This window comes from Streptomyces sp. VRA16 Mangrove soil, assembly GCF_017377775.1.
Lineage (GTDB): Bacteria > Actinomycetota > Actinomycetes > Streptomycetales > Streptomycetaceae > Streptomyces.
On sequence record NZ_JAFVLN010000003.1, the window covers coordinates 371,849 to 386,915 of the forward strand.

General features: G+C 72.3%; 13 protein-coding genes. 7 read left to right on the forward strand and 6 right to left on the reverse strand.

Features of this window, described 5'->3' with window-relative positions; genetic code table 11:
- The first annotated feature begins 55 nt into the window (after window positions 1-55).
- The 5 genes from J3486_RS11095 (at window position 56) to J3486_RS11115 (ending at window position 6,605) form a co-directional block, all read left to right on the forward strand.
- On the forward strand, window positions 56-829 hold the full coding sequence (locus tag J3486_RS11095; RefSeq protein WP_207820039.1) for an IclR family transcriptional regulator: 774 nt from the start codon (window positions 56-58) through the stop codon (window positions 827-829).
- A gap of 389 nt (window positions 830-1,218) precedes the next feature.
- Complete coding sequence (locus J3486_RS11100) at window positions 1,219-2,010, forward strand: MIP/aquaporin family protein (RefSeq protein ID WP_207820040.1); 792 nt, start codon at window positions 1,219-1,221, stop codon at window positions 2,008-2,010.
- Window positions 2,011-2,057: 47 nt separating this feature from the next.
- Complete coding sequence (glpK, locus tag J3486_RS11105) at window positions 2,058-3,605, forward strand: glycerol kinase GlpK (protein ID WP_207820041.1); 1,548 nt, start codon at window positions 2,058-2,060, stop codon at window positions 3,603-3,605.
- An 8-nt stretch (window positions 3,606-3,613) separates the two neighbouring features.
- Entirely contained in the window at window positions 3,614-5,227 is a 1,614-nt protein-coding gene (locus J3486_RS11110; protein WP_207820042.1) for a glycerol-3-phosphate dehydrogenase/oxidase, read from the forward strand.
- Between the two features lie 319 nt (window positions 5,228-5,546).
- Window positions 5,547-6,605, forward strand: coding sequence for an LLM class flavin-dependent oxidoreductase (locus J3486_RS11115; protein WP_207820043.1), 1,059 nt, complete (start codon window positions 5,547-5,549; stop codon window positions 6,603-6,605).
- Window positions 6,606-6,711: 106 nt separating this feature from the next.
- Here the strand turns inward: J3486_RS11115 and J3486_RS11120 are convergent, their stop codons facing one another.
- The 5 genes from J3486_RS11120 to J3486_RS11140 form a co-directional block, all read right to left on the reverse strand.
- Entirely contained in the window at window positions 6,712-7,242 is a 531-nt protein-coding gene (locus tag J3486_RS11120; RefSeq protein ID WP_207820044.1) for a MarR family winged helix-turn-helix transcriptional regulator, read from the reverse strand.
- Between the two features lie 92 nt (window positions 7,243-7,334).
- Window positions 7,335-7,937: an SRPBCC family protein gene (locus tag J3486_RS11125; RefSeq protein ID WP_207820045.1), complete on the reverse strand. Its 603-nt coding sequence runs from the start codon at window positions 7,935-7,937 to the stop codon at window positions 7,335-7,337.
- A 23-nt stretch (window positions 7,938-7,960) separates the two neighbouring features.
- The gene (locus J3486_RS11130) at window positions 7,961-10,603 is read right to left on the reverse strand and encodes a molybdopterin cofactor-binding domain-containing protein (RefSeq protein ID WP_307804776.1); all 2,643 of its coding nucleotides are present in this window, start codon (window positions 10,601-10,603) and stop codon (window positions 7,961-7,963) included.
- A gap of 2 nt (window positions 10,604-10,605) precedes the next feature.
- Window positions 10,606-11,157: a (2Fe-2S)-binding protein gene (locus J3486_RS11135; RefSeq protein WP_207820046.1), complete on the reverse strand. Its 552-nt coding sequence runs from the start codon at window positions 11,155-11,157 to the stop codon at window positions 10,606-10,608.
- Window positions 11,154-12,023: a xanthine dehydrogenase family protein subunit M gene (locus tag J3486_RS11140; protein ID WP_207820047.1), complete on the reverse strand. Its 870-nt coding sequence runs from the start codon at window positions 12,021-12,023 to the stop codon at window positions 11,154-11,156. The genes J3486_RS11135 and J3486_RS11140 overlap by 4 nt, the downstream gene beginning before the upstream one ends.
- Window positions 12,024-12,190: 167 nt before the next feature.
- Here J3486_RS11140 and J3486_RS11145 point away from each other — a divergent pair, with 167 nt between their 5' ends.
- Window positions 12,191-13,297, forward strand: a complete 1,107-nt coding sequence (locus tag J3486_RS11145; protein WP_207820048.1) for an XdhC family protein — start codon at window positions 12,191-12,193, stop codon at window positions 13,295-13,297.
- Between the two features lie 90 nt (window positions 13,298-13,387).
- Window positions 13,388-14,509, forward strand: a complete 1,122-nt coding sequence (locus J3486_RS44920; protein WP_207820049.1) for a TetR family transcriptional regulator — start codon at window positions 13,388-13,390, stop codon at window positions 14,507-14,509.
- 15 nt (window positions 14,510-14,524) lie between these two features.
- Here the strand turns inward: J3486_RS44920 and J3486_RS11155 are convergent, their stop codons facing one another.
- Complete coding sequence (locus J3486_RS11155; RefSeq protein ID WP_207820050.1) at window positions 14,525-15,049, reverse strand: MaoC family dehydratase; 525 nt, start codon at window positions 15,047-15,049, stop codon at window positions 14,525-14,527.
- Window positions 15,050-15,067: the final 18 nt, after the last annotated feature.

Below are 15,067 nucleotides of genomic sequence, written 5' to 3' on the forward strand. Positions count from 1 at the left end.
GCCGAACGTGCAAGAGCCCGGCAAGGTGAGAGGACCGAGGAGGAAAGGGACTGCGATGGCACGCAACATCCAGTCGCTCGAACGGGCCGCGGCGATGCTGCGGCTCCTCGCGGGCGGCGAGCGGCGACTCGGTCTCTCGGACATCGCGTCGGCGCTCGGCCTGGCCAAGGGCACCGCGCACGGCATCCTGCGCACGCTGCAGGCCGAGGGCTTCGTGGAGCAGGACGCGGCATCGGGCCGTTACCAGTTGGGCGCGGAGCTGCTGCGCCTGGGCAACAGCTATCTGGACGTGCACGAGCTGCGCGCCCGCGCCCTCGTGTGGACCGACGACCTGGCCCGCTCCAGCGGCGAGGCCGTCTATCTCGGAGTCCTGCACCAGCAGGGTGTGTTGATCGTTCACCATGTGTTCCGGCCCGATGACAGTCGGCAGGTCCTGGAGGTGGGGGCGATGCAGCCGCTGCACTCGACGGCACTGGGCAAGGTCATCACCGCGTACGACCCGGTCGCGCACAGCGAGGTCGTGGACACGGAGCGCAAGGAGTTCACCGCCAAGACGGTCTGCGAGCTCGGGGAGTTCGAGGCGGTGCTCGATCTGACCCGCGCGCGCGGGTACGCCGCCGACGTCGAGGAGACATGGGAGGGCGTGGCCTCGGTCGCGGCGCCGATCCACGACCGGCACCGGATGCCGGTGGGCGCGGTCGGCATCACCGGCGCCGTGGAGCGGGTCTGCAAGGCCGACGAGGAGGGGGCGCTGCGCCCCGAACTCATCGCCGCCGTACGGGATTGCGCCCGTGCCGTCTCCCGCGATCTGGGCGCCAGCCGCTTCTGAGCCGTCCCGCGCGCCGCCTCGCGCACCCTCTCAAGCCCCGTCCCCGGACGGGGCTTTGACGTGTCGCCGATCTTTTCCCGGCCCTTCAAGGTGCAGCCTGCACGGATCCGCGCGACGATCGAGGAACACCAGCGAGGGTGCGAACACCGATAGGCGGGAACGATCAATAACGATCGTGCTTTCGATAACAGGACCCTTGACGAGGCAGTGAACGCGGGGCGAGACTCGCGTCCATCGGTCGGCATTGTCGAACACCTACCGGCAATACGCGTTAGAGTGTGGACAGGCCAGGCCGCAACCCGCCCCCTTACGGGGCTCGGACCACCGGAAAGGGACCCGGGGGTTCGCTACTCGGGTATTCCCCTGGACGAAGGACAAAGGAGTCGCGGGTGTCCAGCCACGACATCTTCCTCGGCGAGACCATCGGTACCGCCGTACTCATTCTGCTGGGCGGTGGCGTCTGCGCCGCCGTCACGTTCAAGCGGTCGAAGGCGTTCAACGCCGGCTGGGTCGCCATCGCGTTCGGCTGGGGCTTCGCGGTCCTGACCGGCGCCTACATGGTCGGCGGCGTCTCCGGTGCGCACCTCAACCCGGCGGTCACGATCGGCCTGGCCATCGAGGGCGGCACCAAGTGGAGCGACGTACCGCTCTACCTGGCGTCGCAGCTGCTCGGCGCCATGATCGGCGCGGTTCTCGTGTGGATCGTGTACTACGGCCAGTTCCAGGCGCACCTGACGGACCAGGCGGTCCTGGAGGCGCACGCGAACAACGGCGAGGAGGGCATGGTCGACCCGAAGGCGGCGCCCAAGGCCGGCCCGGTCCTCGGCATCTTCTCCACCGGCCCGGAGATCCGGAACGCGGTGCAGAACCTGGTCACGGAGATCATCGCCACCGTCGTGCTGGTCCTGGCGATCCTCACGCAGGGCCTCAACGACAACGGCAACGGCCTCGGCGTCCTCGGCGCCCTGATCACCTCGTTCGTCGTCGTCAGCATCGGTCTCTCGCTCGGCGGTCCGACCGGTTACGCGATCAACCCGGTCCGTGACCTCGGCCCGCGCATCGTCCACTCGCTGCTCCCGCTGCCCAACAAGGGTGGTTCGGACTGGTCGTACGCGTGGATTCCGGTGGCAGGCCCGCTCATCGGCGGCGCGCTCGCCGGACTGATCTACAAGCTGTTCTGAGCGACGCCACCGACACCGACCACCGCACGTTCGACGAGGAGCACCACGTGACCGACGCACACACCGCAGGCCCGTTCATCGCGGCCATCGACCAGGGCACCACCTCCAGCCGCTGCATCGTCTTCGACCGCGACGGACGCATCGTCTCCGTCGACCAGAAGGAGCACGAGCAGATCTTCCCGAAGCCGGGCTGGGTCGAGCACGACGCGAACGAGATCTGGACCAACGTCCAGGAGGTCGTCGCCGGGGCCATCCAGAAGGCCGGCATCACCCGCGACGACATCAAGGCCATCGGCATCACCAACCAGCGCGAGACGACGCTGCTCTGGGACAAGAACACCGGTGAGCCCGTCCACAACGCCATCGTCTGGCAGGACACCCGCACCGACGCCCTGTGCAAGGAGCTCGGGCGCAACGTCGGACAGGACCGCTTCCGCCGCGAGACCGGCCTGCCGCTGGCCTCGTACTTCGCCGGCCCCAAGGCCCGCTGGCTGCTCGACAACGTCGAGGGCCTGCGCGAGCGCGCCGAGCGCGGCGACATCCTCTTCGGCACCATGGACACCTGGGTCATCTGGAACCTGACCGGTGGTGTCGACGGCGGCAAGCACGTCACCGACGTCACCAACGCCTCCCGCACCCTGCTGATGAACCTGCACGAGATGCAGTGGGACGAGCGCATCTGCTCCTCCATCGGCGTCCCGATGGAGATGCTGCCGGAGATCCGGTCCTCCGCCGAGGTCTACGGCGAGGTCACCGGCGGCACGCTCGGCGACGTACTCGGCGGCATCCCGGTCGCCTCGGCGCTCGGTGACCAGCAGGCGGCCCTGTTCGGCCAGACCTGCTTCGCCGAGGGCGAGGCCAAGTCCACGTACGGCACCGGCACCTTCATGCTGATGAACACCGGTGACAAGGCCATCAACTCCTACTCGGGCCTGCTGACCACGGTCGGCTACCAGATCGGCGACCAGAAGCCGGTCTACGCCCTGGAGGGCTCGATCGCCGTCACCGGTTCGCTGGTGCAGTGGATGCGCGACCAGATGGGCCTGATCAAGTCGGCCGCCGAGATCGAGACGCTGGCGTCCTCGGTCGAGGACAACGGCGGCGCGTACTTCGTGCCCGCCTTCTCCGGCCTGTTCGCCCCGTACTGGCGCTCCGACGCGCGCGGCGTGATCGCGGGTCTGACCCGCTACGTCACCAAGGCGCACATCGCGCGTGCCGTCCTCGAGGCCACCGCCTGGCAGACCCGCGAGATCACCGACGCCATGACGAAGGACTCCGGCGTCGAGCTGACCGCGCTCAAGGTCGACGGCGGCATGACCTCCAACAACCTGCTGATGCAGACCCTCTCGGACTTCCTGGACGCCCCGGTGGTGCGCCCGATGGTGGCCGAGACGACCTGCCTCGGCGCCGCCTACGCCGCCGGTCTCGCCGTCGGCTTCTGGTCCAGCACCGACGACCTGCGCGCCAACTGGCGGCGGGCCGCGGAGTGGACCCCCCGCATGGACGCGGCCATCCGTGACCGTGAGTACAAGAGCTGGCTCAAGGCCGTCGAACGGTCCATGGGCTGGCTCGAAGACAGCTCTGTCGAGGAGTAAGACCCCACATGAGTACCCCCACCCTGCAGACCGTGCCTGCCCTCGGAACGCACCCGGTCGCCGGCTCCAACCCGAGCCGCGCCGAGACCCGCGAGCAGCTTTCCAAGGCGACGTACGACCTCCTGGTCATCGGCGGCGGCATCCTGGGCATCTCCACTGCCTGGCACGCCGCGCAGTCCGGTCTCAGGGTGGCCCTGGTCGACGCCGGCGACTTCGCCGGGGCGACCTCCTCCGCGTCATCGAAGCTGCTCCACGGCGGTCTGCGCTACCTGCAGACCGGCGCGGTGAAGCTGGTCGCGGAGAACCACTTCGAGCGGCGTGCGGTGTCGCGCACCGTGGCACCGCACCTCGCCAACCCGCTCACCTTCTACCTCCCCGTGTACAAGGGCGGCCCGCACGGCGCGGCCAAGCTGGGCGCGGGAGTCTTCGCGTACAGCGCGCTGTCGGCGTTCGGCGACGGCGTCGGCCACCTGCTCTCCCCCGCCAAGGCGCAGCAGGACGTGCCGGAGCTGCGCACGGAGAACCTGAAGGCCGTGGCCGTGTACGGCGACGACCAGATGAACGACGCGCGGATGGCGCTGATGACCGTACGCGCGGCGGTCGACGCCGGTGCCGTGGTCCTCAACCACGCCGAGGTCACCGGCCTGCGCTTCACCCGCGGCCGGGTCACGGGCGCCGAGCTCAAGGACCGCACGAGCGGCGACGAGTTCGGGGTCAGCGCCCGCCTGGTGCTGAACGCGACCGGCCCGTGGGTCGACCACCTGCGGAAGATGGAGGACCCGAACGCGGCCCCCTCCATCCGTCTGTCCAAGGGCGCGCACCTGGTCCTGAAGCGGACGTCGCAGTGGAAGGCCGCGCTGGCCACGCCCATCGACAAGTACCGCATCACCTTCGCCCTCCCCTGGGAGGACATGCTGCTGCTCGGTACGACCGACGAGGAGTACGAGGGCGACCCGCGCGACGTGTCGGTCACCGAGAAGGACATCGACCAGATCCTGGACGAGGCCGCCTTCTCCGTCCGTGACCAGCAGCTGAAGCGGGATCTGATCACGTACTCGTTCGCGGGTCTGCGCGTGCTGCCAGGCGGCCCGGGCGACACCTCCAAGGCCAAGCGCGAGACGGTCGTCACCGAGGGCACGGGCGGCATGCTGTCCGTCGCGGGCGGCAAGTGGACCACCTTCCGCCACATCGGCCGTACGGTCATGAAGAAGCTGGAGTCGCTGCCGGGCCACCCGCTCGGGGACGACTTCGAGCCGATCAACGAGCTGCCGAAGCGGATGCCGCTGCCCGGCGTCGCCAACCCGCGGGCCGTCGCGCACCGCCTCCTGGTCGACAACCCGGCGCCCGGCCCTCGCATGGCCGCCGACACGGCCAAGCACCTGGCGACGCACTACGGCTCGCTGGCCTTCGACATCGCGCGCCTGGCGAACGAGAACCCGGAGCTGGCCGAGCGCGTCCACCCGGACGCCCCGGAGATCTGGGCGCAGGTCGCCTACGCCCGGGACCACGAGTGGGCCGAGACGGCGGACGACGTGCTGCGCCGCCGCACGACCCTGACGATCCGGGGTCTGGCCACGGACGAGATCCGCGGCAAGGTGGAGGACCTGCTGGGCAAGAAGTAGGCCCGCACGCAAGGAACTTGAGGGGCGGCTCCCACGGGGGGAGTCGCCCCTCGGGCATGTCAGGACGGGCATGTCAGGACGGGCTTGCCAGAGCGGGCTAGTCAGAACGAGCTTGTCAGGACGGGCTTGTCAGGACGGGCTTGTCAGGACGGGCTTGTCAGGACGGGCTGCCATACCGCGTACACACGTCCGCAATGTCCGGGAGTGAGCCTTGAGGCATGGCTTCCTCTCCGTTTCCCCTCGGTGTCGCGCCGGCCGGTGAACCCGGTCCGGCTCCGGACGTGCGGCACGCCGCCCTGTTCACGAGGGAGGCCGCCGCGTGAAGTTCCAGGTGCTCTCCCTCATCGGACACGCCCCGCACCCGCTGACCGGTGAACTGCCCACCGCCGCCGAGCGGTTGGCGCAGGTCGTCGAGGTCGGGGTGGCCGCGGAGCGGCTCGGGTACGACGCGTACGCGGTCGGCGAGCGGCACGCGGGGCCCTTCCTGTCGTCGAGCCCGACCGTGGTGCTCGGCGCGCTCGCGGCGCGCACGACCCGTATCAAGCTGCTGACCGGGGTCACGGTCGTGGCGATCCTGGACCCGGTGCGGGTCGCGGAGGACTACGCGACGCTCGACCAACTGTCACACGGCCGCGTCGAGTTGGTCGTGGGCAAGGGCGCCGAGGCGGGCCACTTCAGTCTCTTCGGCCTCGACGAGGCGCGGCGGTGGGATCTGCAGAAGGAGAAGTACGAGCTGCTGCGACGGCTGTGGACGGAGGAAGGCGTCGACTGGGAAGGGGAGTTCAGGCCCGCCCTGAAAGGAGTGACGACGGTGCCGCGGCCGTATGCGGGACTCCCCCGCGTCTGGCACGGCTCGGCGACCTCCCTCAACTCCCCCGAGCTCGCCGCCCGTTACGGCGATCCGCTGTTCACGGCCAACGCGATCCAGCCGCGGGCCGCGTACGCGCGGCTGATCGACCACTACCGGGAGCGGTTCGCCGCGTACGGGCACGACCCGGCGCGGGCGCGGGTGGCGGCAGGCTCGGGCGGGCTGCTGATCGCCGACACCCACGAGCAGGCGGTGGCCCGCTACCGGGAGCTGTACGAGGCGAAGGTCGCGCAGAGCTTCAGACCGCACCTGGAGGGGCGGGCCGGGTACAACACGCCGTTCCGGACGATCGAGGACGCCATCGCTGACGGGCCGCAGCTGATCGGGTCGCCGCAGCAGATCATCGACAAGATCCTCGGGTACCACGCGCTGTACGGGCACGATCTGCAGTCGATCACGGTCGACGCGTTCGGGCAGGGCACGAGCGAGCAGGCCGAGACCTTGCAGCGGTTCGCCGAGGAGATCGCGCCGGTGGTGCGGGCGGCGGCGCCGAGCACGCTGTGGGAGTGAGCGGCGCCGGAGGTGCAGGCGGCGGCGAGCACGCTGTGGGAGTGAGCGGCGCCGGTGGTGCGGGCGGCGGCGCCGAGCACGCCGCGGCAGTGGGCGCGGCGCCCGCTCAGCCCTCCTCTTCGGACTCCGAATCGACGATCGAGCGCTCCAACTTGCCGAGCAGACGGGCGAGTTGGCGGCGCTCGGACGGGGAGAGCCCGGCGAGCATCCGGCTCTCGTTGTCCAGGTGCTCGGCGAAGACCTCGTCGACCTTGGCGAGGCCCTCGTCGGTGAGCCGCGAGTAGACGACGCGCCGGTCGTCGGCGTCGCGCTCGCGCACGATGAGGCCGTCCTTCTCCAGGCGGTCCATGCGCAGCGTGACACCGGCCGAGGAGACGAGTCCGGAGTCGGCGAGCTGGCCCGCGGTGAGCCGGTAGGGCTTGCCCGAGCGGCGCAGCGCGGTCAGCACGTCGAACCCGGCGACGGACAGGCCGTGGTGCTCTATCGAAGCGTTCAGCTTCGCGTTGTACCGCAGGAACGAGCGGTGCAGCCGGGCCAGCACCTCCAGCGGGGAGGTGTCGAGCTCGGGGCGCTCGCGTGCCCAGTCCGCCACGATCTGTGCCACGGCGTCCTGCCGCGTCGCCTTCCGCTCGGCCATCCCCGTCCCCTCGCGTGCTCTCGGGTGGGCGCATGGTCGTACGCCCCTGAAAATTCTACCCCTCAAGCGATCACGCCCCGCCGGGCGGGCGGTCAGCGGCCGCGCCGGCCCAGGACCCTGATCAGCACGACCGCGGCCAGCAGGGCGGCGGCCGGGACGGCGGCCTTGCGCAGCAGGACCGGGAGGGCGGCGGCGCCGAGGTCGACGGCCTCCGGCTCGGCGGCCGTCCCCGGGGCGGGCACGGCCCCGGTCCGCGGAGCGCTGAGCAACTCCTGGAGCCGGTCGGCGAATTGGCCCACGATACGGTCGCCGACCTCGGTCATGATGCCGCGGCCGAACTGGGCGGGGCGGCCGGTGATGTCGAGGTCGGTGCGGACCCGCACCCGGGTGCCGGCCGGGTCCTCGACGAGTTCGGCGGTGACGCGGGCGGACGCGGTGCCCGCGCCGCGGGTCTCGCTGCCGCTGAGGTCGAGGCTCAGGGTGCGGGCCTGCTCGTCGCGGGCGACGGTGCCCTCGCCGCGGTAACTCATCTGCACCGCGCCGACCTTGACCTTCACCCGGCCGGTGAAGGTGTCGCCGTCGAGGGTGTCGAGGACCGCGCCCGGCATGCAGGGGGCGACGCGGGCCAGGTCGTGGAAGAGCTTCCAGGCGTCGTCGGGGGCGGCGGGGACGGTGAAGGTGTGGTCGAGCTGCATGGTCGGGGTCTTCCTGTCGTGCGTCAGCGGGCGGGGGTGCGGAGCAGGTCGCGGATGCGGCTGGGCGAGAGGGGGCCGCGGCGGACGACGACGCCGAAGGGGCGCAGGGCGTCCTCGACCGCGCCTGCGAGGACCGCCTGGGGCGCGATGGCGCCGCCCTCGCCGAGGCCCTTGACGCCGAGGTCGTTCATGGGGCTCGGCGAGTGGATCTCGTCCATGGTGAGGTCGGGGATCTCGGAGGAGGTGGGGACGAGGTAGTCCATGTACGTGCCGGTGCGGGGCTGCCCGTCGGGCCCGTAGATCATCTCCTCGTAGAGGGCGCCGCCGATGCCCTGCGCGACGCCGCCGGTGACCTGGCCCTCGGCGATGAGCGGGTTCACGATGACGCCGGCGTCGTGGACGACGACGTACTGGAGGATCTCCAGTTCCCCCGTGTGCTCGTCGACCTCGACGACGGCGGCGTGCGCGCCGCTGGCGACGGCGAAGCCCGGCGGGCGGAAGTGGACGGTCTCGCTGAGTTCGGTGCCGTGCCGTCCGTCGGTGGGTTCGGGGGTGCCGGGCAGCGGGGCGCGGCCCGCGAGTTCGGCGAGGGTGAGGGTGGGGCCGCCGGGTGTCCTGGTGATGAACACCCCGTCGGTGAGGGTGAGTTCGGCTACGGGTACGCCGAGTCGGCGGGCGGCCGCATCGAGGGCCTTCTCGCGGACGAGCTTTCCGGCGCGGTGGGTGGCGTTGCCCGCGTTGACGAGGGCGCGGCTGGCGATGGTGCCGACGCCGAACGGGGTGCGGTCGGTGTCGCCGCCGACCACGTCGATCATGTCGAGCGGGACGCCGAGCGCGTCGGCGGCGATCTGCGCCATGGACGTGCGGTGGCCCTGCCCCTGGGAGGGGGCGCCGATGGCCAGCTTGACGCGGCCGCTGGGCGCGATGTCGATCCGGGCGGTCTCGAAGGGGCCGAGTCCGGTGGCCTCGATGTACATCGCGTAGCCGACGCCGACGTGCTTGCCCGCGGGCCGCTCCCCCACCGGTACGGCGACCTGGGCGCGGGCCCGGCGCAGCAGCTCCGGGAAGTCGCCCGAGTCGTAGGACTGGGGGTTGCCGGAGCGGTCGACGAGTCCGGTCGCGTACGGCATCTCTTCGGGGGTGATGAGGTTGCGGGCCCGCAACTCGGCCGGTTCGATGCCCAGTTGCGCGGCGAGCCGGTCCATGGCGCGCTCCATCGCGAAGACCGTCTCGGGGCGTCCGGCGCCGCGGTAGGGCGTGGCGAAGGCGGTGTTGGTGAGGACGCCGAGGACGTCGATGTCGACGTTCGGGACGCGGTAGGGGCCGAGCAGATGGCACAGCGAGTTGTACGGGACGACGAGCCCGGTCATGTTGTACGCGCCGAAGTTGACGGTGATCCGGTCGCGGACGGCGAGGAGGGTGCCGTCGGCGTCGGCGGCCAGTTCGATGCGGTGGATCTGTTCGCGGGCGTGCGAGGCGGCGGTGAGGTTCTCGCTGCGGTCCTCGCGCCAGGCGACGGGGCGCCCCAACTCCCTTGCGGCGTAGGGGACCAGGAGCTCCTCGACGTAGAGGATGCCCTTCTGGCCGAAGCCGCCGCCGACGTCGGTGGCGATGACGCGGACGGTCTCGTTGTCGCGGCCGAGGGTGTGGGCGATGGCGTCGCGGACGCGGTGCGGGGTCTGGGTGTTGGACCAGACGGTGAGGTCGCCGCTGTAGGGGTCGACGCGGGCCGCGACGGCCCGGGTCTCGATGGGTGAGGCGACGTAGCGGTGGGCGTGGAACTCCTCGCTGACGACGGTGTGCGCGGCGGAGAACGCGGCGTCCGGGTCGCCGACCTGGGTGGTGACGGCGACGGCGGTGTTGTCGGGCAGGTCGTCGTGGAGCAGCGGCGCGTCGGCGGTGAGGGCCAGGTCCGGGTCGACGAGGACCGGGAGCGCGCTGTATCGCACGTCGATCAGTTCGAGGGCGTCCTCGGCGAGGTAGCGGTTCTCGGCGAGGACGAGCGCGACGGGCTGGCCGACGTACAGGACCTTGTCGGTGGCGAGCAGCGGCATCGGGGTCATGGCGACGCGCGGATCGAGGAGTTCGGCCAGGCGCGGCGGGGTGCGCAGCTCCTCGCGGTTGAGGAGAGCGGGGAGGTCGGCGACGTCGGCGCCGGTCCAGACGGCGACGACGCCGGGGGCCTCGCGCGCGGCCTTCACGTCGACGGACTCGATGCGGGCGTGGGCGTGCGGGCTGCGCAGGACGGCGGCCTCGGCGGCGCCGGGCAGGTCGATGTCGTCGACGTAGCGGCCGTCGCCGCGCAGCAGCCGGTCGTCCTCGACGCGGGGGACGGGGCGGCCGATCCAGCCGCTGCTCTTGGGGGCGGTTCGGTGGTCGGTTCGGTGGTCGGTTCGGTGGTCGGTTCGGTGGTCGGCCCGGCTGGCAGCCCGGTCGTCGGTCCGACCGTCGGTTCGGCTGGCAGCCCGGTCGTCGGTCCGACCGCCGGTTCGGCTGGCAGCCCGGTCGACGGTTCGGTCGTCGGCCCGGCTGGCGGTTCGGCCGTCGGCCCGGTCATCCGCCCGACTGGCGGTCCGGCCATCGGCCCGGCCGGCGGTTCGGTCGTCGGTTCGGTCGTCGGTTCGGTCGTCGGTTCGGTCGTCGGTTCGGTTGTTGGTCCGGGACACGGTCACTCCCCTCGCTTCGCGTCGTCGTACGTCTCGTCGAGGGCCTGGCCCACGGCGCGGCGGATGTTGCGGTAGCCGGTGCAGCGGCACAGATGGCCGCTGAGGGCGTCGGCGACCTCGCTCTGCGCGGGGCGCTCGTCCTGTTCGGTCAGCGCGGTCGTCGTCATCAGGAAGCCGGGGGTGCAGAAGCCGCACTGCATGCCGTGGCACTCGTGGAAGGCGCGCTGCACGGGAGTGAGCGGGGCGTCCTGCGGGGCGAGGCTCTCGACGGTGCGCAGGTCGGCGCCCTCGCACTGGACGGCGAGGGTGAGGCAGGACCGGACGGGCTCACCGTCGACGAGGACGGTGCAGGCGCCGCAGACGCCGTGCTCGCAACCGACGTGGGTGCCGGTGAGGCGGAGCCGGTCGCGCAGGAAGTCGCTGAGCAGCAGCCGGGACTCGACCTGTGCGGTGACGGGTGCGCCGTTGACGGTCAGGCGTATCTCGTGCCAGCCGGAGGGCTCGGCGAGCGGCGGGGTCCGCACGGGGCGGGGGCCGGGGGTGACGGTGGTCATCGGGTGCGCTCCCATGCGGTGGTGCAGGCGCGGACGAGGAGGTGGGCGGCCGCTTCGCGGCGGTAGACGGCGGTGGCGTGCACGTCGTCGGACGGGGCGAGGTGCGCGAGCGCCGCGTCGCGGGCGGCGGCCAGGGCGGCCGGTCCCGCGTCGGTGCCGGTCAGCGCCTGTTCCACGGCGGGCAGGCGTACGGGTACGGAGCCCGCCCCGCAGAACACGACGCGGGCCGAGCCCACGGTGCCCGCGTCGCCGTCGGCCGCGGTGAGCAGCACGGCGACGCCGATCGTGGCGAAGTCGCCGTGCCGGCGCGCGAGCTCCTCGAACGCCCAGCCGCCCGGTCGGGGCGGCAGGACGACCTCGGTGAGCAGCTCGTCCGGTGCGACAGCGGTCTGGAAGGTGGCGACGAAGAAGTCCTCGGCGGCCACCGTACGGGTCCCGGACGGGCCCGCGATCACGAAGCGGGCGTCCAGCACCAGGGCGGCGGTGGGCAGTTCGGCGGCCGGGTCGTGGTGGACGAGGCTGCCGCAGACGGTGCCGCGGGCCCGGATCTGCGGGTGTCCGATGTGGCCGATCGCGGCGGCGAGCAGCGGCCATCCGGCCCGGACGCCGGGGTCGGCCGCGGCGCGGGCCTGGCGGACGGCCGCGCCGATGTGCAGGGCGCCGGACGCGTCGACCGTGATCCGGTCGAGGCCGGGGATACGCGTGATGTCGACGAGCAGACCGGGGCGGGCGAGGCGCATGCTCAGCATCGGGATCAGCGACTGGCCGCCGGCGACCACCTTGGGGTCGCGGTCCTCGTCGGCGAGCAGCGCCAGTGCCTCCGGAACGGTGCGGGGCGCGCTGTAGTCGAAGGGTGTGGGTTTCAAGCCGTCTGCCACCTGACCTCTCGGGCTGACTTCTCGGACCGACTTCTCGGACCGACTTCTCGGGCTGAGTTCTGGGCCGGTCCTTCAGGCCCATGTATCTAATGGCTGAAATGATTGACGCTGAACTATCTTCTTGGCAAGAGGCTGCGAGGAAAGGTTCCGAAGTGATGCGTCACGTGATCGACCAGGCCGCCGCATGGCAGTCCGACGGGGTCCGCTTCGCGCTGGCCACGGTGGTACACACCGCGGGCTCGGCCCCGCACCCGGTGGGCACGTCGATGCTCGTCGCCGCCGACGGGCGGGTGGTCGGCAGTGTCTCCGGCGGCTGCGTGGAGGCCGCGGTGTGCGCCCTCGCCGAGGAGGTGCTCGCGGGCGCGGGACCGGCCCGCGAGACGTACGGGGTGAGCGACGACGACGCCTTCGCGGTGGGGCTGACCTGCGGCGGGACGATCGAGGTGACGGTGCGCGAGATGACCGCGCAGGCGCCGCTCGGCCGGGTGGCGGCGGCGGTCGCGGCCCGGGCCCCGGTCGCGCTCGTGACGCCGCTGGACGGGGACGGCGGGGTGCTCGTGGTGGACGGTGCGGGCCCCGCGGGTTCGCTCGGCGATCCGCGCCTGGACCGGGCCGCGGCCGACGCCGCCGCGGGGCTGCTGCCCTGCGGCGAGAGCGGTGTCGTCCGGGTCGGCGAGGCCGCGCCGGGACCGGACTGCGCACCCGAACGGGACGTGTTCGTCCGGTGTTTCGGGGCCCCGCCCCGGCTCCTGGTGTTCGGCGCCGTCGACTTCGCGCGCCCGCTGGTGCGGATCGGCGCGCTGCTCGGGTACCGCACGACGGTGTGCGACGCGCGCCCCGCGTTCGCGACCCGCGAGCGCTTCCCCGAGGCCGACGAGGTCGTCGCCCACTGGCCGCACCGCTGGCTCGCCGCGCACGAGAACCTGGTCGACGCGACGACGGCGGTGTGCGTGCTGACGCACGACGCCCGCTTCGACGTGCCGCTGCTGGCGGTGGCGCTGCGCGGGCGGGCCGGGTACGTCGGCGCCATGGGCAGCCGTCGCACCCACGAGGACCGGCTCGCGCGGCTGCGGGAGGCCGGTCTCGACGCGGCCGCCCTGGACCGGCTCCGCTCCCCCATCGGCCTCGACCTCGGCGGGCGCGGGCCGGAGGAGACGGCCGTGTCGATCGCGGCGGAGATCGTCGCGGCGCGCCGGGGCGGCAGCGGGCGCCCGCTGGGCGAGTTGACGGGGCCGGTCCACGCAGCCGCCCGGAATTTTTGAACACTTGTTCCGACAACGCACCGATCCCGATCCTTTTGAACGCACGTTCATGAAGCGGGGAGCTCCGGACGCGTCGTCTAATGTGGCCAGGTGGACGCAGAGCAGGAGACAGCCCCCGACAACGAGCGGCGGCGCGCCCGCTCGCACGACCCCGAGGGGAATCGCCGGGCCGTGCTCGCGGCGGCCCGGCGGCTGTTCGCGGCCCATGGCTATCAGGGGGCGAGCATCCGGGCCATCGCCGCCGAGTCCGGGGTGACGCCCGGTCTCGTGATGGCGTACTTCGGGTCCAAGGACGGCCTCTTCCGTGCCGTCGTGGGCGAGGGCACCGGGGTCACGGCCCATGTGCTCGACGCGGCGGGCAACGATCCGGCCGGACTCCCGCAGGCGCTCGCCCACTCGTATCTGGACCGCTGGGACCGGCTCTCCGCCCAGGACCCGCTCGCGGCGCTGATCCGCTCAGCGCTGAGCCACCCGCCCAGCGCCGAACAGCTGGCCGAGCTCCTGGACCGTCTGGTGACCGGGCCGCTGACCGGGGTGCTCGGTGACTCGCACGAGGCCAGGACGCGGATCGGGCTCATCCGCAGCATCCTGTTCGGCGTCATCATGGAGCGGTACCTGTTCGCGCACGAGCCGGCCCGCTCGGTGCCGACGGAGGAACTGGAGCCACTGCTCGCCGCGGTGCTCGCCACGGCCGTCGGCACACCGGCGACCGCGCGGGCCCCGGCCGTACCGCCGCAGGACCCCGCCCCCGCGACCGACGCGGACACCCGCGTCTTCGCCGCGCTCACCGAGTGCGCCGCCCGCTACCGCACCCTTATCGGACGCGTCGTGAAGCGGCACGGCATCGGCCTCGCCGCGTTCGAGGTGCTCGCGGAGCTGCGCCGCGCCCCCTCCCCGCGCACCATGACCGAGCTCGCCGCGGCGGGCGCGGTGCGGGCCGGCGGGATGACCCAGCACGCCGACCGGCTGGCGCGCGCCGGGCTCATCGAGCGGGAGCGGGACGCGCAGGACCGGCGTGTGGTGCGGCTGCGGCTGACCACGGCCGGACGCGCCCTCGTCGACGAGGTGGCCGGGGAACGGCGGGCCGCGGAGCGGCAGTTGCTCGGCGGGCTGCGGCCGGACGAGCGCCGCCGGCTGGGCGTGCTGCTCAACGGTATGGGCCGCGTCCTGGCCGGGGCCGCGTCGGAGGCGCTCCCCGACGCGGCCCCGTAGGGGGCGTTCGGTCTGCTACCCCCGCGTCCGATCACGCCTCAGCAGATACTTGTGGTGCCCCTCCAGCACGAGTTCGCCGCGCTGATTGTGGACGCTCGCGGCCGTGGTGACGACGCCGTTGTCGCCCTGCGGCTCCAGGCCGGTGACGGTGAGCGCGGGGTAGAGCGTGTCCCCGGAGTGCACCTCGGCGAGGAACGTGCAGGACAGTTCGAGGAAGCTGATGAACACGTCGCCGATGAAGTGCGGGAAGAGGGTGGCTCCGGGGGCGGTGAAGGCCAGTACTTGCAGACCGTGGACGACGGGAGCCGCATGACCGTGTCTGCGCGCCCACTCGACGTCGTAGTGCACGGGGTGGTTGTCCGCGGAGACGGTCTGGAACGCGGCGGCGTGGGCATCGGTGAGGGTGCGGCTGGGCGCCCGGAAGACCTCTCCGACGCGCAGGTCCTCGAAGGCCCGCGCCGGTACGACCTCGAAGGCGCGGGGGTCGAAGGGGGCCGCGGCGGCCTCGGCGGGAGCGGGGTCCGTGTGGGGTAGTGACATGGGCAGTCCTGTCGGAAG